The sequence below is a fragment of the Mesorhizobium sp. CO1-1-8 genome, from assembly GCF_020164875.1.
Classification (GTDB): Bacteria; Pseudomonadota; Alphaproteobacteria; order Rhizobiales; family Rhizobiaceae; genus Mesorhizobium.
In genome coordinates, this window is the sequence record NZ_JAIUGZ010000009.1 from 151535 (window position 1) to 178374 (window position 26840).

Annotated in this window: 28 protein-coding genes; 12 read left to right on the forward strand and 16 right to left on the reverse strand. The window is 61.9% G+C overall.

Going from position 1 to position 26840, the window contains the following annotated elements:
- Window positions 1-113 precede the first annotated feature (113 nt).
- The 3 genes from fabI to fabA are packed head-to-tail and all read right to left on the reverse strand — an operon-like array spanning window position 114 to window position 2726.
- Window positions 114-926 (reverse strand): enoyl-ACP reductase FabI, encoded by an 813-nt coding sequence (gene fabI / locus LB558_RS19220; protein ID WP_027039568.1) that lies wholly within the window; start codon window positions 924-926, stop codon window positions 114-116.
- 13 nt (window positions 927-939) lie between these two features.
- Entirely contained in the window at window positions 940-2160 is a 1221-nt protein-coding gene (gene fabB, locus LB558_RS19225) for a beta-ketoacyl-ACP synthase I (protein WP_224698996.1), read from the reverse strand.
- Between the two features lie 50 nt (window positions 2161-2210).
- On the reverse strand, window positions 2211-2726 hold the full coding sequence (fabA, locus tag LB558_RS19230; RefSeq protein WP_013527885.1) for a 3-hydroxyacyl-[acyl-carrier-protein] dehydratase FabA: 516 nt from the start codon (window positions 2724-2726) through the stop codon (window positions 2211-2213).
- A gap of 242 nt (window positions 2727-2968) precedes the next feature.
- Here fabA and irrA point away from each other — a divergent pair, with 242 nt between their 5' ends.
- Together irrA and LB558_RS19240 are read left to right on the forward strand one after the other, a co-directional pair.
- On the forward strand, window positions 2969-3400 hold the full coding sequence (gene irrA, locus LB558_RS19235) for an iron response transcriptional regulator IrrA (protein ID WP_024503471.1): 432 nt from the start codon (window positions 2969-2971) through the stop codon (window positions 3398-3400).
- Between the two features lie 63 nt (window positions 3401-3463).
- Window positions 3464-3823 (forward strand): DUF4260 domain-containing protein, encoded by a 360-nt coding sequence (locus LB558_RS19240; RefSeq protein ID WP_224698997.1) that lies wholly within the window; start codon window positions 3464-3466, stop codon window positions 3821-3823.
- A gap of 47 nt (window positions 3824-3870) precedes the next feature.
- On the opposite strand, the gene LB558_RS19245 is transcribed toward LB558_RS19240, so the two are convergent.
- Complete coding sequence (locus tag LB558_RS19245; RefSeq protein ID WP_127256684.1) at window positions 3871-4431, reverse strand: SH3 domain-containing protein; 561 nt, start codon at window positions 4429-4431, stop codon at window positions 3871-3873.
- A gap of 146 nt (window positions 4432-4577) precedes the next feature.
- Between LB558_RS19245 and LB558_RS19250 the strand changes: the two genes are divergently transcribed.
- Window positions 4578-5579, forward strand: a complete 1002-nt coding sequence (locus LB558_RS19250) for a 2-hydroxyacid dehydrogenase (protein WP_224698998.1) — start codon at window positions 4578-4580, stop codon at window positions 5577-5579.
- Window positions 5580-5626: 47 nt separating this feature from the next.
- On the opposite strand, the gene LB558_RS19255 is transcribed toward LB558_RS19250, so the two are convergent.
- The 9 genes from LB558_RS19255 to LB558_RS19295 form a co-directional block, all read right to left on the reverse strand.
- Window positions 5627-6115, reverse strand: coding sequence for a GNAT family N-acetyltransferase (locus LB558_RS19255; RefSeq protein ID WP_224698999.1), 489 nt, complete (start codon window positions 6113-6115; stop codon window positions 5627-5629).
- A 4-nt stretch (window positions 6116-6119) separates the two neighbouring features.
- Window positions 6120-6875, reverse strand: a complete 756-nt coding sequence (locus tag LB558_RS19260; protein ID WP_224699000.1) for a molybdopterin-synthase adenylyltransferase MoeB — start codon at window positions 6873-6875, stop codon at window positions 6120-6122.
- 31 nt (window positions 6876-6906) lie between these two features.
- Entirely contained in the window at window positions 6907-8052 is a 1146-nt protein-coding gene (gene recF / locus LB558_RS19265) for a DNA replication/repair protein RecF (protein ID WP_224699001.1), read from the reverse strand.
- Window positions 8053-8258: 206 nt separating this feature from the next.
- On the reverse strand, window positions 8259-9377 hold the full coding sequence (gene dnaN / locus LB558_RS19270) for a DNA polymerase III subunit beta (protein WP_013527877.1): 1119 nt from the start codon (window positions 9375-9377) through the stop codon (window positions 8259-8261).
- 303 nt (window positions 9378-9680) lie between these two features.
- Window positions 9681-11156 (reverse strand): chromosomal replication initiator protein DnaA, encoded by a 1476-nt coding sequence (dnaA, locus tag LB558_RS19275; protein ID WP_224699002.1) that lies wholly within the window; start codon window positions 11154-11156, stop codon window positions 9681-9683.
- 924 nt (window positions 11157-12080) lie between these two features.
- The gene (gene rpsT / locus LB558_RS19280) at window positions 12081-12347 is read right to left on the reverse strand and encodes a 30S ribosomal protein S20 (protein ID WP_013533694.1); all 267 of its coding nucleotides are present in this window, start codon (window positions 12345-12347) and stop codon (window positions 12081-12083) included.
- A 182-nt stretch (window positions 12348-12529) separates the two neighbouring features.
- Complete coding sequence (locus LB558_RS19285; protein ID WP_224699003.1) at window positions 12530-13303, reverse strand: enoyl-CoA hydratase; 774 nt, start codon at window positions 13301-13303, stop codon at window positions 12530-12532.
- A 31-nt stretch (window positions 13304-13334) separates the two neighbouring features.
- A complete protein-coding gene (gene mutM, locus LB558_RS19290; RefSeq protein WP_224699004.1) occupies window positions 13335-14225 on the reverse strand; it encodes a bifunctional DNA-formamidopyrimidine glycosylase/DNA-(apurinic or apyrimidinic site) lyase in 891 nt (296 codons plus the stop codon).
- Window positions 14218-15459 carry a phosphopentomutase gene (locus tag LB558_RS19295; protein ID WP_224699005.1) on the reverse strand — a complete coding sequence of 414 codons (1242 nt, stop codon included), beginning with the start codon at window positions 15457-15459 and terminating at the stop codon, window positions 14218-14220. The genes mutM and LB558_RS19295 overlap by 8 nt, the downstream gene beginning before the upstream one ends.
- 193 nt (window positions 15460-15652) lie before the next feature.
- On the opposite strand from LB558_RS19295, the gene LB558_RS19300 reads away from it, so the two are divergent.
- The gene (locus LB558_RS19300; protein ID WP_224699006.1) at window positions 15653-16576 is read left to right on the forward strand and encodes a phosphate/phosphite/phosphonate ABC transporter substrate-binding protein; all 924 of its coding nucleotides are present in this window, start codon (window positions 15653-15655) and stop codon (window positions 16574-16576) included.
- Window positions 16577-16612: 36 nt separating this feature from the next.
- Here the strand turns inward: LB558_RS19300 and LB558_RS19305 are convergent, their stop codons facing one another.
- The 3 genes from LB558_RS19305 to LB558_RS19315 form a co-directional block, all read right to left on the reverse strand.
- A complete protein-coding gene (locus tag LB558_RS19305; protein ID WP_224699088.1) occupies window positions 16613-17230 on the reverse strand; it encodes a TadE/TadG family type IV pilus assembly protein in 618 nt (205 codons plus the stop codon).
- 38 nt (window positions 17231-17268) lie between these two features.
- Complete coding sequence (locus tag LB558_RS19310; protein WP_224699007.1) at window positions 17269-17850, reverse strand: TadE/TadG family type IV pilus assembly protein; 582 nt, start codon at window positions 17848-17850, stop codon at window positions 17269-17271.
- Between the two features lie 137 nt (window positions 17851-17987).
- Complete coding sequence (locus LB558_RS19315) at window positions 17988-18410, reverse strand: pilus assembly protein N-terminal domain-containing protein (RefSeq protein WP_224699008.1); 423 nt, start codon at window positions 18408-18410, stop codon at window positions 17988-17990.
- A gap of 330 nt (window positions 18411-18740) precedes the next feature.
- Here LB558_RS19315 and LB558_RS19320 point away from each other — a divergent pair, with 330 nt between their 5' ends.
- The 8 genes from LB558_RS19320 (at window position 18741) to LB558_RS19355 (ending at window position 26833) form a co-directional block, all read left to right on the forward strand.
- On the forward strand, window positions 18741-18923 hold the full coding sequence (locus LB558_RS19320; protein ID WP_224699009.1) for a Flp family type IVb pilin: 183 nt from the start codon (window positions 18741-18743) through the stop codon (window positions 18921-18923).
- 185 nt (window positions 18924-19108) lie between these two features.
- Window positions 19109-19627 carry a prepilin peptidase gene (locus tag LB558_RS19325; protein WP_224699010.1) on the forward strand — a complete coding sequence of 173 codons (519 nt, stop codon included), beginning with the start codon at window positions 19109-19111 and terminating at the stop codon, window positions 19625-19627.
- Window positions 19628-19839: 212 nt separating this feature from the next.
- Window positions 19840-20652, forward strand: a complete 813-nt coding sequence (cpaB, locus tag LB558_RS19330) for a Flp pilus assembly protein CpaB (RefSeq protein ID WP_127256712.1) — start codon at window positions 19840-19842, stop codon at window positions 20650-20652.
- Window positions 20649-22181 carry a type II and III secretion system protein family protein gene (locus tag LB558_RS19335; protein ID WP_224699011.1) on the forward strand — a complete coding sequence of 511 codons (1533 nt, stop codon included), beginning with the start codon at window positions 20649-20651 and terminating at the stop codon, window positions 22179-22181. The genes cpaB and LB558_RS19335 overlap by 4 nt, the downstream gene beginning before the upstream one ends.
- Before the next feature lie 14 nt (window positions 22182-22195).
- Complete coding sequence (locus LB558_RS19340; protein WP_224699012.1) at window positions 22196-22933, forward strand: CpaD family pilus assembly protein; 738 nt, start codon at window positions 22196-22198, stop codon at window positions 22931-22933.
- Between the two features lie 38 nt (window positions 22934-22971).
- Window positions 22972-24261 (forward strand): AAA family ATPase, encoded by a 1290-nt coding sequence (locus LB558_RS19345; protein WP_224699013.1) that lies wholly within the window; start codon window positions 22972-22974, stop codon window positions 24259-24261.
- Between the two features lie 29 nt (window positions 24262-24290).
- Window positions 24291-25790: a CpaF family protein gene (locus LB558_RS19350; RefSeq protein WP_224699014.1), complete on the forward strand. Its 1500-nt coding sequence runs from the start codon at window positions 24291-24293 to the stop codon at window positions 25788-25790.
- A gap of 29 nt (window positions 25791-25819) precedes the next feature.
- Window positions 25820-26833, forward strand: coding sequence for a type II secretion system F family protein (locus LB558_RS19355; protein WP_224699015.1), 1014 nt, complete (start codon window positions 25820-25822; stop codon window positions 26831-26833).
- Window positions 26834-26840: the final 7 nt, after the last annotated feature.

Here is a 26840-nt window from a genome sequence, read left to right on the forward strand (position 1 = left end):
CTTGAGCGGATCAATGCGCCTGGCGCCGAAACGGATTCAGTTGGCGCGCTTTAAGCTTCGTGTCTTCAAATGTCGCCATTCCAAAACCGCCGCGCACCTTTTGGGGACAGGCGTTAGTCTCGTCCGCCGTCAGTCTGCTTCAATTCGTCGAGCGTCGGCATGGAAACGATGTGATAGCCGGAATCGACATAGTGGATTTCGCCGGTAACGCCCGAAGACAGATCCGACAGCAGATAAAGTGCCGAGCCGCCGACCTCGTCGATGGTCACCGTGCGGCGCAGCGGCGAGTTTCGCTGCTGGTAGGAGAACATGTGGCGCGCATCGGAAATGCCGGCGCCGGCGAGCGTGCGCACGGGGCCAGCCGATATGCCGTTCACCCTGATGCCGCGCGGGCCGTAATCGTTGGCGAGGTAGCGGACACTCGCCTCTAGCCCTGCTTTGGCGACGCCCATGACATTGTAGTTCGGCATGACGCGGACCGAGCCCGCATAGGTCAGCGTGATCATCGATCCACCGTCCTTCATCAGGGTGGCCGCATGGCGGGCGACCTCGGTGAAGGAGTAGCAGGAGATCACCATGGTGCGGACGAAATTGTCCCGGCTGGTGTCGGCGTAGAGGCCTTTCAACTCGTTCTTGTCGGAAAAGCCAATGGCGTGGACGATGAAATCCAGCCCGCCCCATTCCTTACCCAGTGTTTCGAACGTGGCGGCGACCGAAGCGCTGTCCTCGACGTCGCACGGCACGACCAGCGAGGCGCCGAGCTTGTCGGCCAGCGGCTTGACCCGGCGCCCGAAGGCATCGCCCTGATAGGTGAAGGCGAGTTCCGCCCCATGTTCGGATAATTTCCGGGCTATGCCCCAGGCGATCGAATGATCGTTGGCGACACCCATGACAAGCCCGCGCTTGCCCTTCATCAATCCGTCCATGGCCGGCAAATCCTTATGCGGAATAGCGCTGGAAAACGAGCGTGGCGTTGGTGCCGCCGAAGCCGAACGAATTTGACAAGACAGTGTCGATCCTGGCGTCGTCGATGCGCTTTCGCACGATCGGCATGCCCTCGAATTCGGGGTCGAGGGTCTCGATATGGGCGCTTTCACCGATGAAACCACCCTGCATCATCAGGATCGAGTAGATGGATTCCTGCACGCCGGCCGCGCCCAGCGAATGGCCGGTCAGCGACTTCGTCGAGGTGATATATGGCATCTCTGGCCCGAACACCTCGCGGATCGCTCCCATTTCCTTGGAATCTCCCACCGGCGTCGAGGTGCCGTGGGTGTTGATGTAGTCGACCGGCGTGGAAACCGTGGCCAGCGCCTGGCGCATGCAGCGGACCGCGCCTTCGCCTGAAGGAGCAACCATGTCGTAGCCATCCGACGTCGCGCCATAGCCGACGATCTCGGCATAGATCTTGGCGCCGCGCGCCTTGGCATGCTCAAGCTCTTCCAGCACCAGCACGCCGGCGCCGCCGGCAATGACGAAGCCGTCTCGATTGACGTCATACGCACGCGAAGCAGCGGACGCCCGGTCGTTGAATTTCGACGACATTGCGCCCATCGCGTCGAACAGGTCCGACATCGTCCAGTCGAGATCCTCGTGGCCGCCGGCGAAGACGATGTCCTGCTTGCCCCACTGGATCAATTCATAGCCATTGCCGATGCAATGCGCCGAGGTCGAACAGGCCGACGAGATCGAGTAGTTAACGCCGTGGATCTTGAACCATGTGGCAAGCGTCGCGGATGCGGTCGACGACATTGCCTTCGGCACCGCGAACGGACCGATGCGCTTTGGACTGCCGTTCTTCAGCGTCGTTTCGGCCGCCTCGACGATGGTGCGGGTGGATGGTCCGCCCGATCCCATGACGATGCCGGTGCGCTCATTGGTGATGTCGCTCTCGCCGAGGCCCGCATCCGCGATCGCCTGGTCCATGGCGACATGGTTCCAGGCAGCACCCTGGCTCAGGAAGCGCATCGCACGGCGATCGATCATCGCCGATGGATCGAGCGTCGGCGCTCCCCATACCTGGCAACGGAAGCCGTGTTCGGCGAAGGAATCCGAGAAGCTGATGCCGGATCTGGCGTCATGCAGCGAGGCTTGCACCTCGTTGGCATTGTTGCCGATCGACGACACGATGCCGAGGCCTGTGACTACGACACGTCTCATTCGCAACTCCTTCCAGGGATGCTGGCCAGGGGGCCGGCCAGGGATGCCGGTCAGCCAACCGCCGACTGCTTGGACAGACCGACTTTCAAATCCGTTGCCGCGTATATGGGTTCGCCATCCGCCTTCAGCCAGCCATCGGCGATGCCGAGCACCAGACGGCCCCGCATCACGCGCTTGAAGTCGATGCCATATTCGACCTTCTTCACAGAGGGCGTGACCATGCCCTTGAATTTCACTTCGCCGGTCGACAGCGCCATTCCCTTGCCGGGTTCGCCCAGCCAGCCAAGATAGAAGCCCGTCAATTGCCACATGGCGTCGAGGCCGAGGCACCCCGGCATGATTGGATTGCCGATGAAATGGCAGGCAAAGAACCACAGGTCCGGCTTGATGTCGAACTCCGCTCGGATGAAGCCCTTCTCGAAGGCGCCGCCGGTCTCGCTGATCTCCGTGATGCGGTCGAACATCAGCATCGGCGGATAGGGAAGCTGGGCGTTGCCCGGTCCGAACAGTTCCCCGCGGGCGCAGGCCAGCAATTCGTCGTACTCGTAGCTGGATTTACCCGCCATCAATCTCATCCCATATCGTTCCGGGCTATCGGGTGCCCTTGTCGTTGGTTTCCTAACACAATCTGTTTCAGGCCGGAAACCGGCGTTTGCGCTTAGCCTGCTCGTCTGCCTGGGTCAATGCGCGCTATTGATCGCATTCGGCCGACAGAATATATGTCCTGAGAGGTCCGGTTTCGGCAGACGTTCATTTTTTTGCCATTCTGGGCGTGTCTTGGGGCGGAACTGTGGGGTTCGACGAGAAGATGGACCTGGACGGCCGGAAGGAAAATGTCGCTGTGGACAAGCGGGTCCGTGAAGCCGGCCTGAGGCCGACGCGTCAGCGCATTGCGCTGGCCGATCTGCTTTTCGCCAAGGGCGACCGTCATCTGTCGGCCGAGGAACTGCACGAGGAGGCGGTTGCCGCCGGCGTGCCGGTGTCGCTGGCCACCGTCTACAATGCCCTTCACCAGTTCACCCAGGCGGGACTTTTGCGCATCCTCGCCGTCGAGGGCGCGAAAACCTATTTCGACACCAACACCTCCGATCACCACCATTTCTACATCGAAGGCGAAAACCGCATATTCGACATCGACAGTGGTCCGGTGACGGTTGCCAACCTGCCGGAGCCTCCGGAAGGGATGGAGATCGCCAATGTCGACATCGTTGTGAGGCTGCGCCCCAAACGCCGCGAGTGACCGGCGAGGCCGGAATGATCGGCTGGACCAAATAAGCGGCAAGGCCAGAATCTTCGACCAGGGATGAAACCCCTCAATCTCGTGATCCGGCTCGAATGGGCAATCGTGGCGGTGGCTGCCGTCGTTTTCTACGGCTCAACCGGCACATCCTGGTGGCTGTTCGGATTGCTTATCCTGGCACCTGACCTGTCGATGTCAGGCTATCTGGCGGGTCCACGCGTCGGTGCTCTTGCCTACAACGCCTTGCACATCCTGATCGTGCCCGTGCTGTTGCTGCTCGCCGGGCACATGTGGGGCAATGCGGTCGCGATGGCGGTTGCGCTGATCTGGATCGCCCACATCGCCATCGATCGTGCGCTGGGTTACGGCCTGAAGCTGTCAACCGGCTTTCAGGACACCCATCTCGGCCGCGTCGGGCGCTGAACCACGACCGCCAATCTTCGAAGGTCGCTGTCAACGGGTGAAAAGAATTAGTCCTTGACCCGTTCACCGGGATAGGCGCCCCAGACAATCGACTGGGCAAGCCAGCCGGTGTGGCCGTCGAACGTCATTTCGCACCACTGACCGTCGCAGGATTTGATCGTGCCCATCACACCCGGCTCGATCATCGCGACCACCCTTGCGTCCTTGTCGGGGCTGTTGAGAAGGTTGACCTGCGAGCCCTTGCCGCGCTGCCATGGTGCGACGATTGCCGTGCGTCGGCCGGAAAGCAGCGACTGGTTGATCCAGCCTTCCGAACCGTCGGCATCACGTACGCGGCGCCATGTGTCGAATTCCTGGATGATCTCCATCGGCAGGCCGGCCTTCATGTACATCCAGTCGACCGAGTAGTTGGCGCCGGGGCCGACGCGCGAGTTGACGCGGCCGGATTTCAGGCTGACGAAGCGCGGCAGCGGCAGGCCGCTCGGCCCGAGCGTGACGACGCTTTGGGCAGGTGCTGCGGCACTCTGCGCGGCCACAAGCGGAGAATAAAGCAGCGCGCCGAGAAATGCTGCGCTGAGGGTCAGGCGAAGCGACGCGAAACCAGACACTTTCATTCCTTTCGGCGCTTGCCCATCGGCCTCGGCGCCCCTTTTTCTTTGTCTTCGGCGGCACCGCTTGTTACAGGGAGTAATCAGCACCGCGATGGCTTTCAGTTTCGCCGGTCTTGGTTAAAGAGGTCTCAACGAGGGAAACAATGGCAGGCAAAAAGAAGCCTCTCGTGGTCATCACGCGAAAGCTGCCCGACCCGGTCGAGACCCGCATGCGTGAGTTGTTCGACGCCAGGCTGAATGTCGAGGACAGGCCGATGACGCAGCCGGAGCTGGTTGCCGCGGTCAAGGAAGCCGACGTGCTGGTGCCGACGGTGACCGACCAGATCGACGCGGCGCTGATTGCCCAGGCAGGCGACAACCTCAAGCTGATCGCCAATTTCGGCAATGGCGTCGACAAGATCGATGTCGCAGCCGCGGCCAAAAGGGGCATCACCGTCACCAACACGCCGAATGTCCTGACCGAAGACACCGCCGACATGACCATGGCGCTGATGCTGGCGGTGCCGCGGCGGCTGGCGGAAGGTGCCAATGTGCTCACCGGCGACAAGAAATGGGCCGGCTGGTCGCCGACCTGGATGCTGGGCCGGCGCATCTGGGGCAAGCGGCTCGGCATTGTCGGCATGGGCCGCATCGGCACCGCCGTCGCCAGGCGGGCCAAGGCCTTCGGACTGTCGATCCACTATCACAATCGCCACCGCGTGCTGCCGGCCGTGGAAGATGGGCTGGAGGCGACCTATTGGGAAAGCCTCGACCAGATGCTGGCCCGCATGGATATCATCTCGGTCAACTGTCCCTCGACGCCGGCAACCTTCCATCTGCTTTCGGCGCGGCGGCTGGCGCTGCTGCAGCCCACCGCCTATGTCGTCAACACCGCGCGCGGCGACATCATCGACGAGGAAGCTCTGGTCAAGCTGATCCAGGACGGCAAGATCGCCGGCGCCGGCCTCGATGTCTACGAGCACGAGCCGGCCTTGAACGGCAAGCTGCTGAAGCTCGCCGCCAAGAACAAGGTCGTGCTTTTGCCGCATATGGGCTCGGCGACGCTCGAGGGCCGTATCGACATGGGTGAAAAGGTCATCATCAATATCCGCGCCTTCGTTGACGGCCACCGCCCACCAGACCGCGTGCTGCCGCTCAAGACCTGACGCTGTCGTGGTGCAATATCCGTGGCCCAAAAACCGTAAGATAAGACTTACGGGAGGGCTTTGCGCATGGTGATCGAGGTCGGCCTGGCATAGCCCTCATGCGCCGTCCGTTCGGTTTCGCGAAAACCTAAGCGGGCAAAGGCCGCATGGTTTGCGGTCAACTCGATCCGCGTCTGAAGCTCGATGGCGCACTTGCCGCGGCTGCGGGCGAGGTCTTCGATCGCCTGCATCAGCCGTCGGCCAATGCCTTGTCCCTGGCAGTCCGGCGCGACGGCGAGCTTGCCGACATAGAGTTCCGCCACCCTTTCAACGGCAAAGACGCAGCCGACGATCCTGTCGCCCCTGAGTGCCACGAAGCCGGTCTCCCGCTGCGCCTTGTCCCGCAGGCTATTGGCGGTCAGCAGGTGGGCCGAGGAGGGCGGGTCGATGACGCCGTCCATCGAGGCGAAGGCACGCATGATCAATGCGAGCACATCCTCCCAACGGTCGAAATCGGCCGGGATCCGCGTGATGGAGACAGCTTCGATCCGGTCCAAGAATTCAGCTTCTCTTGTAGCGGATGGTGTCGAAGCGCGCCGCCAGCCCATCGTAGAGCAGCAGCCGGCCGACCAGCGGTTCGCCGACGCCGGTGATCAGCTTGATCGTCTCCATAGCTTGCAGCGTGCCGACGACGCCGGTCAGCACACCAAGCACGCCGGCTTCGGCGCAGGACGGCACCAGGCCTGGCGGCGGCGCCTCGGGAAACAGATCGCGATAACCCGGATTCGGCTTGCCGTCCTTGCCGTCTTCGAATGGCTTCAGCACCGTTACCGAACCATCGAAGCGTCCGACTGCGGCATGCACCAGCGGCCTGCCTTCGCTCGCGCAGGCATCGGCCACGGCATAGCGCGTTCCGAAATTGTCGGAGCCGTCGACGACGATGTCATAGCGGGCGACGAGGGTGGGCGCGTTGTCCGTGGTCAGCCGGATTGCGTGCGCTTCAACCGTTGTGTTGGGATTGATGCGGGCGATTGCCGCCTTGGCGCTATCGGTTTTCAGCATGCCGACAGAATCGGTACCGTGAATGACCTGGCGCTGCAGGTTGGAAAGCGAAACGGTGTCATCGTCGACCACGCCTAGTGTGCCGACGCCGGCGGCGGCGAGATATTCAAGCACCGGCGCGCCCAGCCCGCCGGCGCCGATGACCAGCACCCGGGCCTGTTTCAGCCTTTGCTGGCCGGCGCCGCCGATCTCCGGCAGCACGATGTGGCGGGCATAGCGTTCGATCTCGTCTGCGGTCAGGGCGGCAGTGGTCATTGCCTGATCATACAGGGACTGAAAAACCTTGTCAGGGGTCTTCGGTTGGCTCAACCGTCCCATGGTCGACAGTCAGGAATTGGGCGCGTCCCTGGAGACTGGAAAACAGCGCAGCATCGGTTCCTGTCATGAACGCCTGGCAGTTCAGCTCCTCCAGGATGGAAAACAGCGCCGCGCGCCGCCGGCTGTCGAGATGCGCGGCGATCTCGTCGAGCAGCAGGATCGGCGTCATGCCCGACATTTCGCCGGTCAGCCTTGCGTGCGACAGCACGATGCCGACCAGCAGCGCCTTCTGCTCGCCGGTCGAGCAGAGTTCGGCCGGCATAGCCTTGGGGCGGTGCCGAACCATCAGGTCCGAACGGTGCGGGCCATCGAGCGTGCGCCCCGCGGCACGATCACGGTCACGACCCTCGACAAGCGTCCGGCGGAAGCGCTCCTCGACATCGACTGCCGGCGCGGTGGCAATTTCGGCTTCCAGGTCTCCCGAAAGGCCGATATCGGCCTGCGGAAACGGCCCCGTGTCGGGCAGCCTGTCGATCATGGCGGTCAGAAGGCGCACCATCTCGGCTCGCGCGGCGGCGATCGCCACACCGGTTTCGGCCATCTGCGTCTCGATCGCGTCGAACCAGCGGTCGTCTCGGGAGCCTTCAATAAGCAAGCGGTTACGGCCACGCATCGCCTTCTCGTAGTCGATCGCACGTTGCCCGTGGCCAGGATCGATCGCCAGCACCAGCCGGTCGAGAAAGCGCCGGCGATCCGCGGCCGGGCCGGTGAACAACGCATCCATCGCCGGTGTCAGCCACACCACGCGCAGCCATTCCAGCATGTCCTCGGCCGAACGCGCCGCAGCTCCATTGATACGCACCCGCCTGCCGCCTTCGCCGGCAGTGTCGCCGCCGGAAATGCCTGTTCCGATCTCGACCTGGCCGTCAGGTCCGTCGAGCCGGGCATGCAATGCAAAGCCGCCGTCGCCGCCCTCGCGTGCGACATCCGCGTAAGGGGCGCGGCGCAGGCCACGCCCCGGCGTCAGAAAGGAGATCGCTTCGAGGAGATTGGTCTTGCCGGCGCCGTTGTCGCCGGAAAAAACCACGGCACCTGGCGCCAGATCGATCGTCAGCGCCGCATAGTTGCGGAAATTAGTAAGTGTTAGCTTACTTATGTGGTTCTGTGCCGGCAACCGCTATCCGCCTATAGAGCGCTCCATCGTTTCACGGAAACGCAGAACTGCTCTATCTCTTTGTTTTGATGCAATTCCCTAGGGAAAGCGCTATACGCTTTTCCCGGGAAAACCGCTTCACACTTTTCCTGGGATTGCTCTAGAAGTTGCCGTAAATATCGCGCTTGCGGCCGGTCCACAACAGGACCGAAGTGCTGACCGCGCCGCTAAACCCGCATCGGCATCAGCACATAGAGTGCGGTCTCGTCGGCCATGTCGTGGATCAGCGTCGGCGAACCGGCATCCGCCAGCATGAACTTGGCCTCCGTGCCGGTCAGCTGCGCGGCAACGTCGAGCAGGTACTTGGCGTTGAAGCCGATCTCGATGGGATCGGACGAATAGTCAGCCGACAGTTCTTCGGTGGCACTACCTGAATCCGGATTGTTGACCGCGAGCGTCACCTGACCCTCGCTGATCGACAGCTTCACCGCGCGACCGCGTTCGGAAGAGATGGTCGAGACGCGATCGACGGCGGCGGCAAAGCTCTGGCGGTCGATAATCAGCTTCTTGTCGTTGCCGGTCGGAATGACCCGCTGATAATCGGGGAAGGTGCCGTCGATCAGCTTCGAGGTCAAAACCACGCTGCCGATGGTGAAGCGGATCTTGGTGTCCGACAGTTCGGTGGTCACCGCAACATCCGGATCGTCGACAAGCTTCTGCAACTCGCTCACCGTCTTGCGCGGAATGATGATGCCCGGCATGCCCTCGGAACCCGCCGGCGCGTCGATCTCGGCGCGCGCCAGGCGGTGGCCGTCGGTCGCCACCGAGCGCAGCTTCAGCTTGCCGCCGACCTCATGCGTGTGCAGGTAGATGCCGTTAAGGTAATAGCGTGTCTCCTCGGTGGAGATGGCGAACTGGGTCTTCTCGATCAGGCCTTTCAGGGCAACCGAATCGAGACGGAAGATATGGGAGAAGGATCCAGCCGAAAGCTCCGGGAAGTCGGATTGCGGCAGGCACTGAAGGCGGAAGCTCGAGCGGCCGGACGTCACCGTCATGGCGTTGCCGTCCTCGTCCGTCTTCAGCATCACCTCGGCGCCATCGGCGAGCTTGCGCACGATGTCGTAGAGCAGATGTGCCGGGACCGTCGTCGCCCCGCCGCGCTCCACCTTGGCGGGCGTGGCTTCGGTCACCTCAAGGTCGAGATCGGTCGCCTTCATTTCAAGGCTGGCGCCTTCGGCGCCGAGCAGCACGTTGGACAGGATCGGTATGGTGTTTCGCCGCTCGACCACACGGTGGACGTGGTTGAGCGACTTCAGGAGATTTGACCGTTCCAGGATAACACGCATGACGAAACAGGCTCGCTTGAATGAATGACGGGTCACCAGTGGGCGGCGTCCCGCGAAAGGTCTGAACAGGCTCAGAATCTGCGTAAACTGACAGGAAAAAACCAGCAAACGCAAGCCCGCGCCACCGGTTCAGGCCGGCTACGCGGGCTTTCTGGGGATAACGCGCCCGAAGTCCGCGAGCCAGTGTCGAAAAACCGAAATCCCGATCGCTTCCAGGTGGCGCCACGAGCCCGATGCAGGCCCAGCGCCGCACTGGCAAGCCGTTGAATCCGGTGTTGTTTCGGTTCGGCCACTCCCGGAGGGTCAGGCCTGGTCGTTGATCAGCCGCCTCAGAAGCTCAAGTTCCTGCGCCAGCGTGTTGTCGTTGCCGGAAAGGTCTTCGATCTTGCGCACGGCATGCAGCACCGTAGTGTGATCGCGACCGCCGAAACGCCGTCCGATCTCGGGTAGCGAGCGCGGCGTCATCACCTTCGACAGGTACATGGCGACCTGCCGCGGCTTGACGATGGTGCGCGTGCGCCGGTTGGACAGCAATTCGGTCTTCGACACATTGTAGTGACGCGCGACGATGCGCTGGATGTCCTCGATGCGGACACGCTTCGGCTCGCCGGTGCGATAGATGTGGCCGAGGATTTCGTCGATCCGGTCGATGGTGATCTGCGGCTCGAAGGATTGACGGAACAAAAGCTGATTGAAGGCGCCTTCCAGCTCGCGTCCGCTGCCGGTCACGGTGCGGGCGACGTGATTGAGGATCTCCTCCGAAATGTCGAGCGATGCGTCGTCGCCCCTGGCCGTGGCAAGACGCAATTTGAGCATGCCGAGCCGCATGGCGAAATCGGGCGCCGACATTTCAAGCGCGACACCGCCATTGAGGCGCGAACGGACCCTCGGTTCGAGCGATTCCAGTTCCGATGGTGGCCGGTCGGCAGCGACGACGACCTGCTTGGCGCTGTCGAGCAGCATGTTGATCAGATGGCAGAATTCATGCTGGATCGACTTGCCCTGCAGGAACTGCATGTCGTCGATGATGAGCAGGTCGATGTCGCGCAGCTGCTCCTTGAGCGTCAGCGCGTTGTTGTCGCGGATCGCAGTGGCAAAGCGCCACATGAAATACTCGGCCGTGAGATAGACGACGCGCGACTTGGGGTTCTGCTTGAGCGATTCCGCGGCGATGGCCTGCAGCAAATGGGTCTTGCCGAGCCCGACGGTTGCGTGAAGGAAAAGCGGATTGAAGCGCACCGCGCTCGATTGCGATTCCGCCACTGCCTTGGCGGCGGCGAAGGCCACCCGGTTCGACGGTCCCTCGATGAAAGAGCCGAACGTGTAGCGCGGATCGAGCGGTGACCCCAGAACGTTGTGGCGGAATTCGCTTTCGATCGGTGTGCCCGGACGCGGAGCCGATGCGCGCTCCACCCGGCTGGGGCTGACTGTGCCGGCGGCAAGCGCCGTCTGCGTCTGCCGTGTCACCTTGCTGCGTGCTGGCGTTACCTCTGGCTCGGCCTGGCTGCGTCCCTGACGGGTTGCCGTGCGCACGACGATGTCGATCTTGAGGAGATCGGGATCCTCCTGCCTCCACAGCTCGGAGATGAGGTCGAGATAGTGGCCGTTGATCCAGGAGCGCAGGAAGGCCGTAGGCACCGAGATGCGGACGATGCCCTTGGAAGCCTCGGCCACCTTCATGCGGCCAAACCAGCTCGAATAGACTTCGGTTCCCAGGCGCGCCTTCAACTGGGTTTTGACCCGGTCGAATTTCTGTTCCGCGTCGCTGGACACCGCCATGTCGTTTGCTCCGATCAAAGTTCCAGGAAATGGGAGGTCGCCCGTAAGCTCCCTTTCGATGCCGCTCTGCATGATCTTTTCCTTGTCCTTCCGTACCTGTTTCCACCGGGGATGCGCCTCCTGCATCCGGTTCCGGCGACCTAAGCCTTTGCTACGATGTCCGCTGCCGCCGCCGGCAGATGCACATCGCCCATTATCCGTGGGAACCGGTGCCGGCCCATGGAAGCCAGTCCGCGTTGGGTATGTCAGGGCAATACAACACCGTCCGGCGAAAAGAGCGCCGGCGCGCCGTCTACCTGCCATGTCTAGTTACGCCAGTCCCCTACCGTATCGAAAAAGACAAACCAAACCCGTCCGCGGACTTGATCCCCGTTGCAAATACCGCCAATTTAAGCTGGCCGATTCAGGCTTGGGTTAAGAGCCAGAGCCCGTCCCTTTCGATAGATCGACACTACCGAAATCGCTGTGGATAGGGCAAGGCCACGTCTAACGGATTTTTAAGGAATCTGGTTACTGGAGGCGGGTTCGAGTGGCGTGCCGCAACGGCACATTTTAACAAAGCCATTGTGATTCAAACCCTTTTCCGGCGAATATGAAAAACCGGGCGCTGACAGAAATATTCTGAAATAATTCGCTTGACAGCGACTTGTCCCCGATCGGGTCGGCCCGGTGTGGACAAGCTGTGGATCACCACCTGTAAGCGTCTGAAAAATATCATCTATTTCTGACAGCAAAGAATCATTAAGCCGGCCCTTTTCACGCATGCGGGTCAACAGCAGGCATGCATATGCCGGCAAACTATTCCTAATTGTGAAATCCGCACAAGACGGCGTTTCCGGACATTCTTTTTAAGTGCTTGCCGGCAAACGAAAAAACCCGGCACAAACGGCCGGGTTCGAAGAACGTCAGTCTAGGCAAGTAATGTCAGGCCGACAGTACCTTGACCCGCTGGGCCAGTCGCGACACCTTGCGGGACGCCGTGTTCTTGTGAATCACGCCCTTGGTCGCGGCGCGCATCAATTCCGGCTCCGCGATCTTGAAGGCAGCCTGTGCGGCAGCCTTGTCACCGGAGGCAAGCGCCTCTTCGACCTGGCGGATATAGGTGCGGACGCGCGAGCGGCGATTCTTGTTGATCGCTGCGCGGCGGACGATCTTGCGCGTTGCCTTTTTGGCCGAGGATGTATTGGCCATGATGCCTCTCTTCTGATCTGGTCGGCGCATGCGGGATGCCGCAGGGCGCAAAAAACAAACGGGCAGCCACGGGGCCGCCTCGGTTGGTGCGGCTTATAGTTCAGCTTTTCCGGCGCGTCAACGCTGCCTGGCCTTCTTTTTGGCGGCCAGCAGCCATCTTCTTCCCGGCGAGAGGACTGGCGTCAGCGGTTGGTGAAATTCGGCTTCCGCTTCTCGGCAAAGGCCGCCATGCCTTCCTTCTGATCGTCCAGTGCAAACAGTGAGTGAAACAGCCGGCGCTCGAACCGCAATCCCTCGGCAAGCGTCGTCTCGAAGGCGCGGTTGACAGCCTCCTTTGCCATCATCACCGATGGTAGCGAGAAAGCGGCGATCTTGGCCGCGGCCTTCAGCGCCTCCTGGACAAGGTCGCCGGCAGGCACGACCCGCGACACCAGGCCAGAACGCTCGGCTTCCGCGGCATCCATCATCCGCCCGGTCAGACACATGTCCATCGCCTTCGCCTTGCCGACGAAGCGGGTCAGCCGTTGCGACCCGCCCATGCCTGGTATGACGCCGAGCGTGATCTCGGGCTGGCCGAACTTTGCCGTGTCGGCGGCGATGATGAAATCGCACATCATCGCCAGCTCGCAGCCGCCGCCGAGTGCATAGCCCGCCACCGCCGCGATAATTGGCTTTCGCGCCCGCGTCAGTTCCTCCCAGCCGACGAAGAAGTCTTGGGCGTAGGCGTCCGCGTAGGAGATGGACTGCATCTCCTTGATATCGGCGCCGGCGGCGAAAGCCTTTTCGGAACCGGTGATGACCATGGCGCCGATACCGGGATCGGCGCTGAACCCGTTCACGGCCGCCACCACTTCGGTCAGGATCTGGGAGTTCAGCGCGTTGAGCGCCTGCGGCCTGTTCAGCGTGATCAGTCCGACCTTGCCGTGCGTCTCGGTGATGATCGTCTCATAGGCCATGGCTGCTTCTCCTCGCTCGCGCTCGTCTAACTCACCGCTGACATGTCCGGCAATAGAAGGTCGATCGGCCGCTCTGCACGATCCGTTCGATGTGGCCACTGCAGCCGGGCTTGGAGCAGGACTCGCCCTCGCGGTCGTAGACGGCGAAGGAGTGCTGGAAATAGCCCAGTGACCCATCGGTCTGCATATAATCCCGCAGTGAGGATCCGCCGGCCGCGATCGCATCCGATATCACCGAACGGATGGCTTGCGCGAGGTGTTCGCTTTGGGCCTGGGCTTTCTTTCCGGGTTTGGCGATCGTGCCTGCCTCGCGCAGCGGCGACAGGTTGGCGCGCCACAGCGCCTCCGACACATAGATGTTCCCGAGCCCGGCGATCAGCCTCTGGTCGAGAAGCGCTGCCTTCAGCGGTGATCGCCGCCCCTTCATCAATGAGGCAAGCAGCGCACCGTCCAACGTGTTGCCCGTAGGCTCGACGCCAAGTCCAGCCAGCATCGGATGAACGTCCGGCAGCCCTTCCGCAAACAACATGAAGCCGAAGCGGCGCGGATCATTGAAGATCACGCGGGATCGGGCGCCTGCCGGAGATACGACATGGAAGACGACGTGATCGTGATTGAAGCTCTTCGAGCGGTCGTGCTGGAAGATGCCGGGCATGTCGCTGCCATCGGCCGTCTCGATGCGGAATGAGCCCGACATGCCGAGATGGCAGATCAGCACGGGGCCGCCTTCCAGGTCCATCGTCAGATACTTGGCCCGGCGGCCGAGTGCCGTGATCGTCTTGCCGGTCAGTCGCTGCGCGAATTTCTCGGGAAATGGAAAGCGCAGATCCGGTCGGCGCGCCTCGACGCAAGCGATGGTGGCGCCTTCCAGAACCGGCTGAAGTCCGCGCCGGACGGTTTCGACCTCCGGCAATTCAGGCATGACCGCCGATCGCCGTATAGAAAGAAGTGCCGTAGCGTCCGGGCGCCAGCCCGAGATGCTCGGCCACGGTCTCGCCGATGTCGGCGAAGGTCGTTCTCAGCCCGATGTCGTCGCCCTTGAGACCCGGTCCAGTGCCGATCACCGGAATGCGCTCGCGCGTGTGATCGGTCCCGCCCCAGGTAGGGTCGTTGCCGTGATCGGCCGTCAGGATGAGTAGATCGCCCTGCCGCAGCCTCGCAAATGCCTCCGGCAGCCGCAGGTCGAAGGCCTCGAGCGCGGCAGCATAGCCCGCGACATCGCGGCGGTGGCCGAATTCGGTGTCGAAGTCGACGAAATTGGCGAAGACGAGGTCACCGTCGCCGGCATCATCCATCGCACCCAGCGCCTGATCGAACATCGCCATGTTGCCTGCCGCCTTGCGGACCTGCGAAATTCCGCGATGGGCGAAGATGTCGCCGATCTTGCCGACGGCGATGACACGGCTGCCACGCGCCGTCAGCCGGTCGAGCAGGGTCGGTTCCGGCGGGGGCACGGCGTAGTCATGGCGGTTGTATGTCCGCTCGAAAGTGGCGGAGGTTTCGCCGACGAACGGCCGCGCGATCACCCGTCCGATCCTCAGCGGGTCAACCAGCCTGCGCACCACCTGGCAGAATTCATAAAGCCGATCGAGGCCGAAATGGACTTCATGCGCGGCGATTTGCAGGACCGAGTCGACCGACGTGTAGCAGATCGGCTTGCCGGTCCGGATGTGCTCCTCGCCGAAGCGCTCGATGATCTCGGTGCCCGACGCGTGGCAATTGCCGAGGATGCCCGGCACCTTGCCTTCGCGGATCATCGCCTCGGTCAGTTCGGCCGGAAAGGCGGGCACCGTATCCGGGAAATAGCCCCAGTCGAGGCGCACCGGCAGGCCGGCGATTTCCCAATGGCCCGATGGCGTGTCCTTGCCGCTCGAAACCTCCTGTGCGGCGCCGTGAAAGGCAGTTGGGAGCAGATCCGTCCCGCTGCTGGCAAAGCCCAGTCCCGTTGCGGTTTCGGCAGCCTTGCCAAGGCCGAGCGAGGCCATGTGGGGGACAAACAGCGGTCCACTGCGAAGCCCTTCGCGATCCGCGCGGCCCTCTGCACAGGTTTCTGCGATGTGCGCGAAAGTGTTGGCGCCGGCGTCACCGTAGCGGTCGGCGTCAGCCGCGCCGCCGACGCCGAAGGAGTCCAGAACGAAGAGGAAAGCGCGCGCCATCGAGTTGTTGCCAGTTTGAACGACCAGACATAGGGTTCCGCGACTTCATTGGCAATTCGGAAACCAAACGGCAACGGCTTGGCGTGATGATCCAGTAATGTCGCCCAAAGGTGCGCAGCGGTTTTGGGCAACGACATGCACAAATGCACCGGGCATGGGCATTGATCGAGGACAACAGACTGTGGTTCCTGTCATGAGGGTTGCGCTGAAGACTTATGCCGCTCTCATGCTGGCGCAGGTCGCGCTCTGGTCCAATCCGGCGCATGCTGACTGGCGCGATGATATCGGCACGTTTCGCATCGGCATCGTTGCCGAACCAGGCGCCGGCAACTCCGTTCCGGGGCTGGCACTGTTGACCGACGCCTACACCAAGGCCTTGGGCATGAAGGTCGAGTTTGTCGTTGCCCCCAACTATGCCGCGCTGATCGAGGCGCAGGCCAATGCCCGCATCGAATATGCGATCTATTCGGCCACCGCCTATGCAACGGCCTCGCAGCGCTGCTTATGTATCGAACCGCTTGTCGCGCCGGTCGATTCAGACGGCGCGATCGGCATCCGCTCCGTTCTGCTGACGCGGGACGGCAAGCTGCCCGACCTTGCGGCGATGGACAGCCATCGTATCGCCATGGCGCCTTCGGACAGCGTCGGCGGTTCTCTCTTGCCATTGGCGGCGTTGGCGGCGGAAGGCCGCAAGATCGCGGAAGATGCACCGTTCCTGATCCATGCCGATTCGGCCGCGGCGGCCGAGACGATGCTGGTCGACGGCAAAGCCGATGGCCTGTTCGGCTGGGTGACGGCCGCCGCCGACAGCCGGCCGGGAGCACCGGGCACGCAGGCGAGGTTGGAGGCGGCAGGGCTCTCGGTGACGGCCCTTCGTGTCGTGTGGACGTCGGGCGGCCTGCTGAGATATGGCCCGCATGCGGTCCGCAGCGATCTCGACCCCGAAGCCAAGCGCCGGCTCACCGTGTTCCTCACCAACCTCAAATCGACGACGCCAGATATCTACGACCTTCTGGAGTCGAAGCATCCCGGTGGCTTCGCCACCGTGGCGCCAAAAGACTACGAAATGGCCGCTGCTATCGTGCGCTTCGTTTCGGACCGCGGGCAGCAGCAGTAGCTGGAGCGGCCCTGCGCAGCGCCTGGCTGCCTCTGTTCAACAGTCGCCGCAAGGGATCGTCACGCTTCTGCGGGGGCGCAGAAAATAGGTTTCGCCCATGGTTATGTTGCTGAAAGCCGAGGTCAGCCCAAGCTTCTGTTGACTGCTCGCGCTCCACGCGATGACCGGCGTGTAGCCGAGGTTGCTTTCGACGCGGATGAGGAAAGTGTTGGCGACTTTGAGCGCTGCCGGGACCGTTGTCTCGGTGGTGGCGGCGGCGCCAGGGCTGGCGACGCCGGCTACCAATTTGCGTGACCACACCACCAGTGCCTTCGTCGCATCGGCCGAGACCTGGATTGCCGTGATGGTGATGGTCGGGCTCGAGCGGTTGTAGGGCTGAAGGGTGACGCTGCCGATCTGCATGATGGCGTCGACATCCGCTTTGAGGACGCTTGTCTGCTGGGTGACGAGATCGGCCACCATGCTGCCGATACGACTGACCTTCTTGCTGGTCTCGATGGCCTGTGACGCTTCCATTGTCAGGAAATACATGATCAGCAGAATTGGCATGATCAAAGCGAATTCGACCGCCGCGATGCCGCGGCGATCGGACCAGAATCGACTTGCTTTCCGCCAAACTCCCGTAATCATAAGATGTGCCCCCGCACGCATCATGTCCGTTGCCCTTTTCTTATACTGCTCGTGCATTCCGCTCAGTTGTCGAACGGCTCGTTCTGCCAGGTCACCGATGCGAAATGCAGGGTCTTGTTGCCGCCCATCGATTTGGCCAGCAGGTCGGTCATAACAGGCCATTTGTAAAAGACCCGCAGCATGTTCCTCGACTCCGCCGCACCCGCCGTAGTGGAAAAGGGCACTTCGATGGTGCCGTTCGTCAACTGGACATCGTTGTTCTTGATCTTGAAGCCGGCCGCCGCCGCGTCTGCGAATGCCGTGTATTGGCGAAGATCCACCATCAACTGAAGCTTGCAATCCTGGGCGACGATGATCTGCAGTTTGTTGCAGATCGTGGTCTTCAACCCGTCTTCAGTGACGGTGGCCGCCTTTAACTGGCCCGTGCGCAACTGTCGCGCGACATCGTCGGTGATGTTGGCCATCACTTCCTGCGCGGCAAACGAGATGCAGCTTTCCAGAATGGCGAAGACAAGCAGCGCGAAGGGGACTGAAAGGATCGCGAATTCGATTGCCGTGGCGCCGCGCCGGTCACGAAGGAAGCGAGCGAAAAACCTTGGGCGTCCCGCTCTGTGGTCGCCTGCGCAGCCGAATTCCGTGCTCATGTCCAATCCTGCCGATCTCTATGCGGTCTCGGAAGGAGCATTAACGCAAACCAATTGAGGTCCGGTTTGGATGATCGTTAAAGTCGGTGCAGGCTTCTTAACCAGCCAATAACCGGAACGGCAGCCGGTCACGCCACCTATCGGCTGACGCTCATCTCCGCTTCGGAAGACTTCTCCGCTTCGCTCTTGTAGGAGCTTTCGCAATAGGGCGTGCAGGACATCGTCTGGATTTCGGCGCGCCGATAGATGCGCACCGACGAAGCGGCCTGCCGCACGACGGTAACCTGCTCATCGACTATGGGACTGCCGTCGGTATCGAGTACGACCAGATTGGTGACGCCGAAACCCTTGCCGGTGAGCACGATCGTCGAAGCGTCCTGCACCGAAGCGTCGGCGATTGCCGGGTTGCCGACCACGATGGTGTCTGCGGGACGCGACAGTTTGACGATCTTGGCCTGGTTCATCGTGACCTCGATGCCGGCGCCGGCCATGGCGGGCACGACGAAGCTCCAGACGGCAAGAAGCGTGGCAATCAGGATTGACGATCTCGGCTGGGCCATTGAGGCGCTCCACGCAGGCGGACTGATCAACGGAACATGAACGAGATTGGTGAACCAACGGTTAAGCATGCGATGTTGCCAATCGTGCAATGGCCGACAAGGCGCCTGCGAGGCGCGGCCGGTCGGGTCGAAAACCTGCCAAGCCCGGGGCTGGAAGGCGCGGCGGTACTTTGCCCGAAGTTAACCACGCAATATGTTCGAACCGGGAAAGGAATCGGTAAGGCTGTTTCTTAAGCCGATCGAAAGAGCTTCTCCCTAGATTGGCAGCATCCGATCAACCATCACAGAAGTTGACGGAAGTGCTGTAACACGTGGAGTAGGAGCTCTCGAATGTCTAATCTCATCGCACGTTTTGTGAAGGACGAATCCGGCGCGACCGCTATCGAATATGGTCTGATCGCCGCTCTCATCGCGCTCGCCATCATCACCGGCGCCGGCACGCTCGGCAATGCGCTCAACGCCAAGTTCACCAACATCGGCACCACGCTGAACAGCGCGCCGAGCGGCAGCTGATCGGCCTTATCGCCGAGAAGTTGGATTGCGTTTTGGAAAAGGGCCGCCGCATGGCGGCCCTTTTTACATGCCGCTGCCAATATCAGTCGTCTTTTCGTCGCGGGCCTCATCAATCGTTAATCGAACATGCCTAGATTGAGCCCCGTGAAATCGGACAATGAAATCCGACAATAGGCATAGTGCCGATGCTTGAAGCCCTGATCTTTGTCGTTTTTCCATTCTGCATGCTGTTTGCCGCGATCTCCGACATGCTGTCGATGACGATCGCCAACCGCGTGCCGGTGCTGCTCGTCGTCGTTTTCGCGCTGGTCGCGCCCCTGACGGGCATGGACTGGGCGGCCTATGGCGGACATTTCGCCGCCGGCGCCCTGGTCCTGGCCGTGACGTTCGGCCTGTTTGCAATGGGCGGCATGGGGGGCGGCGACGCCAAGCTTCTGGCCGCCACCGCGATGTGGATGGGCCTCAATATCAATCTCGTCGAGTATCTTGTCGCCTCGACAATCATCGGCGGCTTGCTGACGCTCGCCATCATCCTCTACCGGAAGTCGCTGCTTGCGGGCGTTACCGGCCAAAATCCATTTCTGCGCCATTTCGCCGACGAGGCAAAAGGTGTTCCCTACGGCGTCGCGCTCGGCCTTGGCGGGTTGCTGACCTATCCGGATTCGCCTTTGATGGTATGGGCGCTTGCCAGGCTTGCGGCCTGACCACAATCTTATTTTTGCTGTCTGTCTGCATGCAGAACCCCGTTCTCAACAGGGCCGGCCCGGCCAATCTGGCCGTCCAGACCACATTCCGACCAATTTATGTAAACGTTAAATTAATCACGATCGTAAGCATTACATTAACCTTGTTTTGACGATTGCCGCTGCAAAGTCCGGCTTGGCTACGTGGTTTGCCAGGGCAAGGGTTCGAGCAGATGCCAGCATCGCGATTGATAATTCTGAGCGTGGCGGTGGCTGCGGCGGGTGGCGCTGGCTATGTCGCGAAAAACATGGTGGCACCGCCGCCCCAGGTCGTCGTCGATTCCGGTCCCCAGGCCCCGGCGGTGGCACTCCAGGATGTGCTTGTGCTTTCAGGCGACGTTCCGATGGGCAACCCGATCCAAAACAACATCGCCTGGCAATCCTGGCCGGCCGACGGCGTCAACGCGAATTTCATCACGCGCACCGCCGAGCCCGAGGCGCTGGACAAGCTGAAGGGTTCCATTGCCCGTGTTGCGATGTATGCCGGAGAGCCGCTGCGGCGTTCCAAGCTGATCGGCGAGGGGCAGAGCTTCATGTCGTCGATCCTGCCTTCCGGCATGCGGGCGGTCGCCACGGCCATCTCTGCCGATACGTCGGCCGGCGGCTTCATTCTTCCCAACGATTTCGTCGATGTCATCATGACCCGCAGGGCCGATGCGGCCAGCGGTGCCGCCGGCTTCAATACCGAGACCATCCTCAAGAACATCCGCGTCCTGGCCATCGACCAGACCATTCAGGAGGACGAGGAAGGCAAGAAGACCAGGGTGGGCCAGACCGCCACGCTGGAACTGACGCCCAAGCAGGCGGAGATCATCACCGTCGCCCAGCAGATGGCGGATCGCTTGACCCTGGCACTGCGGGCGGTCGCGGACACGCAGGAAAAGAATGTGGGTGAGGCCGACTATCTCGTTTCCGGCAATGGCCGCAGGGGAACGGTGAGGTTGATCAAGTCGGGCGAAGTTTCCGAAGTGGGAGCAAGGAAATGAGGCTAGGTGGCAAACTGCCGGCAATCGTAGCCGCGGCATTCGGCCTGCTGCTCGTCGGAACGAATGTACAAGGCAGCGTCGTCGAGGCAAAGAATGCGCAGGTCACGGCATCGACAGCCACCCAGCGTGTCAAGCTCGGCCTCAACAAGTCGGTGGTCATCGACCTGCCGAGCGACGCCTATGACATTCTCGTCGCCAACCCGGCGGTGGCCGATGCGGTGACCCGCACCGCAAGGCGCATCTACCTGTTCGGCAAGGCGGTCGGCGAGACGAACATTTTTGTCTTCGGCCCGAATGGCGAGCAGATCGTCAGCCTGGACCTGGCCGTCGAACGCGACGTTGCCGGCCTTGAAGATTATATCAGGCGGTTCCTGCCGACGTCGGCCATCAAGGTGGAACTGCTGAACGACAACGTCGTCCTGACCGGAACGGTCGACACGCCGCTGGATGCAAAGCGCGCGGCCGACCTGGCGACGATCTTCGTTTCGGGTGGTGAAGCGACGACGGGACAATATTCGCAGACCGCCGCCGGCGGTTCGGCGCAGAGCGGTGTCGACATCAACAATCCGGACCAGGAGCGCCGCACCAGCAAGATCGTCAACCTGCTGCAGATCATCGGCGACGACCAGGTCACGCTGAAGGTCACGGTCGCCGAAGTCAGCCGCTCCGTGATGAAGCAGCTCGGCGTCAACATGGTCGGCAGCGGCAGCTCCAACGGAATTTCCTACAGCGCGGCAAGCTCGCCTGCTTTCGGGTTGGGCAAGCCGCTTTCGGCCAGTTCCGGTTTGTTGCTTGGAGACGGGATCGGAAACGGCCTCCAGGCCTACATCAATGCCATGGAGCAAAGCGGCGTGATGAAGACGCTGGCCGAGCCGACCCTCACTGCCGTGTCGGGCGAGAAGGCAACGTTCAAGGTCGGCGGCGAGTACAATCTGGCCACCGGTCGCTCGAGCAATGTCTCAACCGACAATCAGACCGGCCTGACGACATATTCGTTTGAAAAGATCGAATACGGCATTGGCCTCGAGTTCCAGCCGGTTGTGTTGTCGGCGGGGCGCATAAGCCTCAAGGTCAGGACGTCTGTATCGGAACCGACCACGGATGGTGCGCCAACCCTCGAAGGCGCGGGCACTCAACCCGGCATGACGATATTGTCGATCCGCAAAAGGCTTGCCGATACCACCGTCGAATTGCCTTCGGGCGGGTCGATGATGATCGCCGGTCTCGTTCGTGACGACGTTCGCCAGGCCATCTCAGGCCTGCCTGGCCTGGCCAAGATCCCGGTGCTCGGCTCGCTCTTCCGCAGCAGGGACTTCGTCCGCAACGAGACCGAGCTCGTCATCATCATAACGCCCTATCTGGTGAAGCCGGTGGCCCGCAACGACCTTGCCAAGCCGGATGACAATTTCAACGCCGCCAGCGATGGCGCCGGCATGTTCCTTGGCCGCGTCAATCGCGTCTACGGCACCATGCAGACAGACAAGCCCAACGGCCGCTACCACGGCGTTGTCGGCTTCATCTACAAGTGAGCGGGGAAGCGGTCATGTCTCAGTCAGCATTGAAGGCAAGCACCATCGAGGCCGCGATGCGCTTTGGCCGCTCGCGGATCTGCCGGCGAGGCGTTCCTGTCCTGGCGGTTGCGGTGGCTGCGCTGCTGGCCGGTTGCGCCCAGCGCGACAGCATCACGGTCGGCGCCATTCCGGACGATTACCGCACCAACCATCCGATCGTGATCGCAGAGAAGAATCAGAAGATCGATCTGCCGGTTGGCGCAGGTGACCGCGGCATGACTGGCTCTCAGCGCGATACGCTCCTTGGCTTCCTGGATGGCTATGACAGAAGTGCCGCCCCGACGCTGACGATCCAGGTCCCGAGCGGATCGGCCAACGAGGTCGCCGCGACCGCGGCGGCCCGCGATTTCGCCCGGCTCGCGATCGCCAGCGGCGTCAAGCGCAACCGGCTTGTCGTCACCTCCTATCAGGCTGCCTCCAGCGAGATATCCTCGCCGGTCCGCGTCGCTTATGTTGCGGTGAGGGCGCAGACCGACAAATGCGGACGCTGGCCAGCCGACCTCGTCGACACGTCGGAAAACAAGCACTATGCCGATTTCGGCTGCTCTTATCAGAACAATCTTGCCGCCCAGATGGCCAACCCCGCCGATCTGCTCGGCCCGCGCAAACCGTCCACCATTGATGCTGAAAACCGCGGCGCGGTGATCGATGTTTACCGTGCAAGAGGCATCTCCGACGAGTTCCTCGGCAATTCGGAAGTGACGTACTGAGCCGCCAGTCTCGGATAGAACAGGCCACGGGAAAGAGCATGACGATGAGCAACCTTGCCTACGATGCCCCGGTGGACGGCAGCGATACCTCGCAGCAGGACATCGCCGCGATGCAGGCGTTGCGGCCGATCCCGCGCATCTCGATCCAGGCATTCTGCGAGACCGAGGGCGTTGCCAACCCGGTCGAGCGCGCCGGCGAGGACCGCCGCATGACGAAGGCGCATCTCAAGGTCCATATGGGCGGCGTCCCCACTGCCATCGAATTCTACCAATCGGCGCCGACGCCCAACCTGATCCTGCTGGAATCGCGCAGCGAGCCCAAGCAATTGCTGGAACAACTCGCCCAGCTTTCGGAATATTGCGATCCGACGTCGAAGGTGGTGGTGATCGGTCACTACAATGATGTCGGCCTCTACCGCGAGCTCATCCGCAACGGCATTTCCGAATATGTGATCGCGCCGGTCTCGATGGCCGACATCGTCAGCGTGGTGTCGTCGATTTTCATCGATCCGGAAGCCGAGCCGCTTGGCCGCTCGATCGCGTTCGTCGGCGCCAAGGGCGGTGTCGGCTCCTCGACGATCGCTCACAATGTGGCTTGGGCGATGTCCTCCCTGTTCAAATCCGAAGTGGTCGTCGCCGATCTCGATCTGGCTTTCGGCACGGCCAACATCAATTTCGACCAGGATCCGGCGCAAGGCATCGCCGAAGCGGTGTTTTCACCGGAGCGGATCGATGAAGTCTATCTCGACCGGCTGCTGACCCAGTGCGCCGAGCATCTGTCGCTGCTGGCAGCACCTTCGACGCTCGAGAGGGTCTATGATTTCGATCCCGAGGCCTTCGTTCAGCTCATCGACACCGCCCAGCGCAGCGTGCCGCTTCTGGTGCTCGACGTCCCCCATGCCTGGACGGGCTGGACCAAGAACACCCTGGTCAAGGCCGACGAGATCGTCATCACCGCGACACCGGAACTTGCCAATCTGCGCAACACCAAGAACCTCGTCGATATGCTCAAGCGGCTTCGTCCCAATGATCCGCCGCCCAAGCTGATCATCAACCAGGCCGGCGTGCCGAAGCGCCCGGAGATTTCGCCATCCGACTTCGCCGAGCCGCTCGGCTTGTCGCCAATGTCGGTCATTGCTTTTGATCCGTTGCTGTTCGGCAATGCCGCCAACAACGGACGCATGCTTGGCGAAATGGATGCCAAGAACCCGGTCGTCGCTATGATCAACGAAATGGCGCACGTGCTGACCGGGCGCAGCGAGATCAGGATCAAGAAGAAGGCCGGGCTCGGCAGCCTGCTCGGCAAGCTCTCGCGCAACAAGAAGTGACGCTTCAGCAGTGGAATCGGTAGTCGATCATGTTTGGTAAAAAAGGCAGCGACGACGGCAACCGGTTCACGCCGGAATTTCGCCAGCCAGCACCGGCGCCTGTTGCGCCGCCGGCTGCAGGTTCCATGGACACGGCGGTTCTGACCCGGCCCGCAGCGCCAAGCGCGCCTGTCGCGCCGCCGGCGCGCCGTGCGGTCGAGGCACCGCCATTGGCGCCTGAGCCGAAGCGGGCACAGCGCGAAAAGAGCGAAACTTATTACGATACCAAGAGCCAGGTCTTCTCCGCGCTCATCGACACCATCGATCTGTCGCAGCTTTCCAAGCTTGATCCTGAAAGCGCGCGCGAGGAAATCCGCGACATCGTCAACGATATCATCGCGATCAAGAACTTCGCAATGACGATCGCCGAGCAGGAAGAGCTGCTCGAGGACATCTGCAACGACGTGCTCGGCTATGGGCCTCTCGAGCCGCTGCTCGCCCGCGACGACATCGCCGACATCATGGTCAACGGCTCCAGGAACGTCTACATCGAAGTCAACGGCAAGGTCGAGCAGACCGGCATCCGCTTCCGTGACAACCAGCAGCTCCTCAACATCTGCCAGCGCATCGTCAGCCAGGTTGGCCGCCGCGTCGACGAATCCAGCCCGATCTGCGACGCGCGCCTTCCCGACGGCTCCCGCGTCAACGTCATCGCGCCGCCGCTCTCCATCGACGGCGCCACGCTCACTATCCGTAAATTCAAGAAGGACAAGCTAACGCTCGATCAACTGGTCAAGTTCGGCGCCATCTCGCCGCAGGGCGCCGAAGTTCTCAAGATCATCAGCCGTGTTCGCTGCAACATCGTGATCTCGGGCGGTACCGGTTCGGGCAAGACGACGCTGCTCAATTGCCTGACCAACTATATCGACCGCGAGGAGCGCGTCATCACCTGCGAAGACTCGGCCGAGCTGCAATTGCAGCAGCCGCATGTGGTGCGCCTCGAAACCCGCCCGCCCAATCTGGAGGGTGAGGGTGAGGTGACGATGCGCGACCTGGTCAAGAACTGCCTGCGCATGCGTCCCGAGCGCATCATCGTCGGCGAAGTGCGCGGACCCGAAGTGTTCGATCTTCTGCAGGCGATGAACACCGGCCATGACGGCTCGATGGGCACGATCCACTCGAACAGCCCGCGCGAATGCCTGAACCGTATCGAGTCCATGATTGCCATGGGCGGTTATTCGTTGCCGCAGAAGACAGTGCGCGAAATCGTCGTCGGCTCCATCGACGTGATCATCCAGGCGGCGCGCCTACGCGACGGATCGCGCCGCATCACCCACATCACCGAGGTGATCGGGATGGAAGGCGACGTCATCATTACGCAGGATATCGTCCTCTACAACATCAAGGGTGAGGACGCCAACGGCCGGCTGTTGGGCGAGCACGTCTCGACCGGCATCGGCCGTCCGCATTTCTGGGAGCGTGCACGCTATTACGGCGAGGAGCAGCGTCTCGCCATTGCGCTCGAAGCGATGGAGAAACGCGCTGACTGACGTACGCCGGGGTGTAAGGGTTCGGGCCAATGTTTGGAATTGACGGCACAGTACTGGCGTTTGTCGTGCTCGCCGGCTTCAGCGCCGGCGCCGTCGCTTATGCATTTCTGTTCACCCGGATCAGCAACGAGAAACAGGTCGGCAAGCGGCTCGAAACGATCAGGACCGCCGAGACGGATCGCTCCGTCGTCAAAGCCTCGCGCGACCGCGTGGCGGAAGCCACCAAGCGGCGCAAATCGGTTCAGGATTCTCTCAACGAGCTCGACGCCAAGCAGAAAACCAAGGACAGCCGCGTCAAAAAACCGCCGCTGAAAGCTCAGCTTCGTCAGGCCGGCCTCAAGACCACCATCGAGCGTTTCTATATATATTCCGCAATGTGCGGCATCGTTCTGACGATTGTCGCCTTTGTGGCCGGAGCCCCGCTGATCGCCTTGCCGGGCGTGCTGCTGGCCGGGGGGCTGGGCCTGCCGCGCTGGTTCGTCACGTTTCGGCGCGCCCGCCGGGTCAAGGCATTCCTCAATGAATTTCCAAACGCGCTCGACATCATCGTACGCGCGGTCAAATCCGGCCTGCCGCTGAACGACGCCGTGCGCCTGATCGCCAACGAATCGCCCGAACCCGTGAAGACCGAGTTTCGCCGCATCGTCGATTCACAACAGATGGGCCTCTCTATCCCCGACGCGACCTTGCGCATGCCCGAAACCATGCCTTGCACCGAGGCAAGCTTCTTCGGCATCGTTATCCAGATTCAATCGCAGGCCGGCGGCAATCTCTCCGAGGCGCTGGGCAATCTTTCGCGCGTGCTTCGCGATCGCAAGAAGATGAAAGCCAAGGTCGCGGCGCTATCGATGGAAGCGAAGGCGTCCGCCGCGATCATCGGTGCGCTGCCCTTCATCGTCGCCTTTCTCGTCTACCTGTCCAGCCCGGCCTATCTGATGCCGCTGTTCAACACCAGCGTCGGAAACCTGATCCTTGGTTGCTCTGCGGTCTGGATGTCGATCGGCATCCTGGTGATGCGCAAGATGATGAATTTCGAAGTCTAGGATGCTG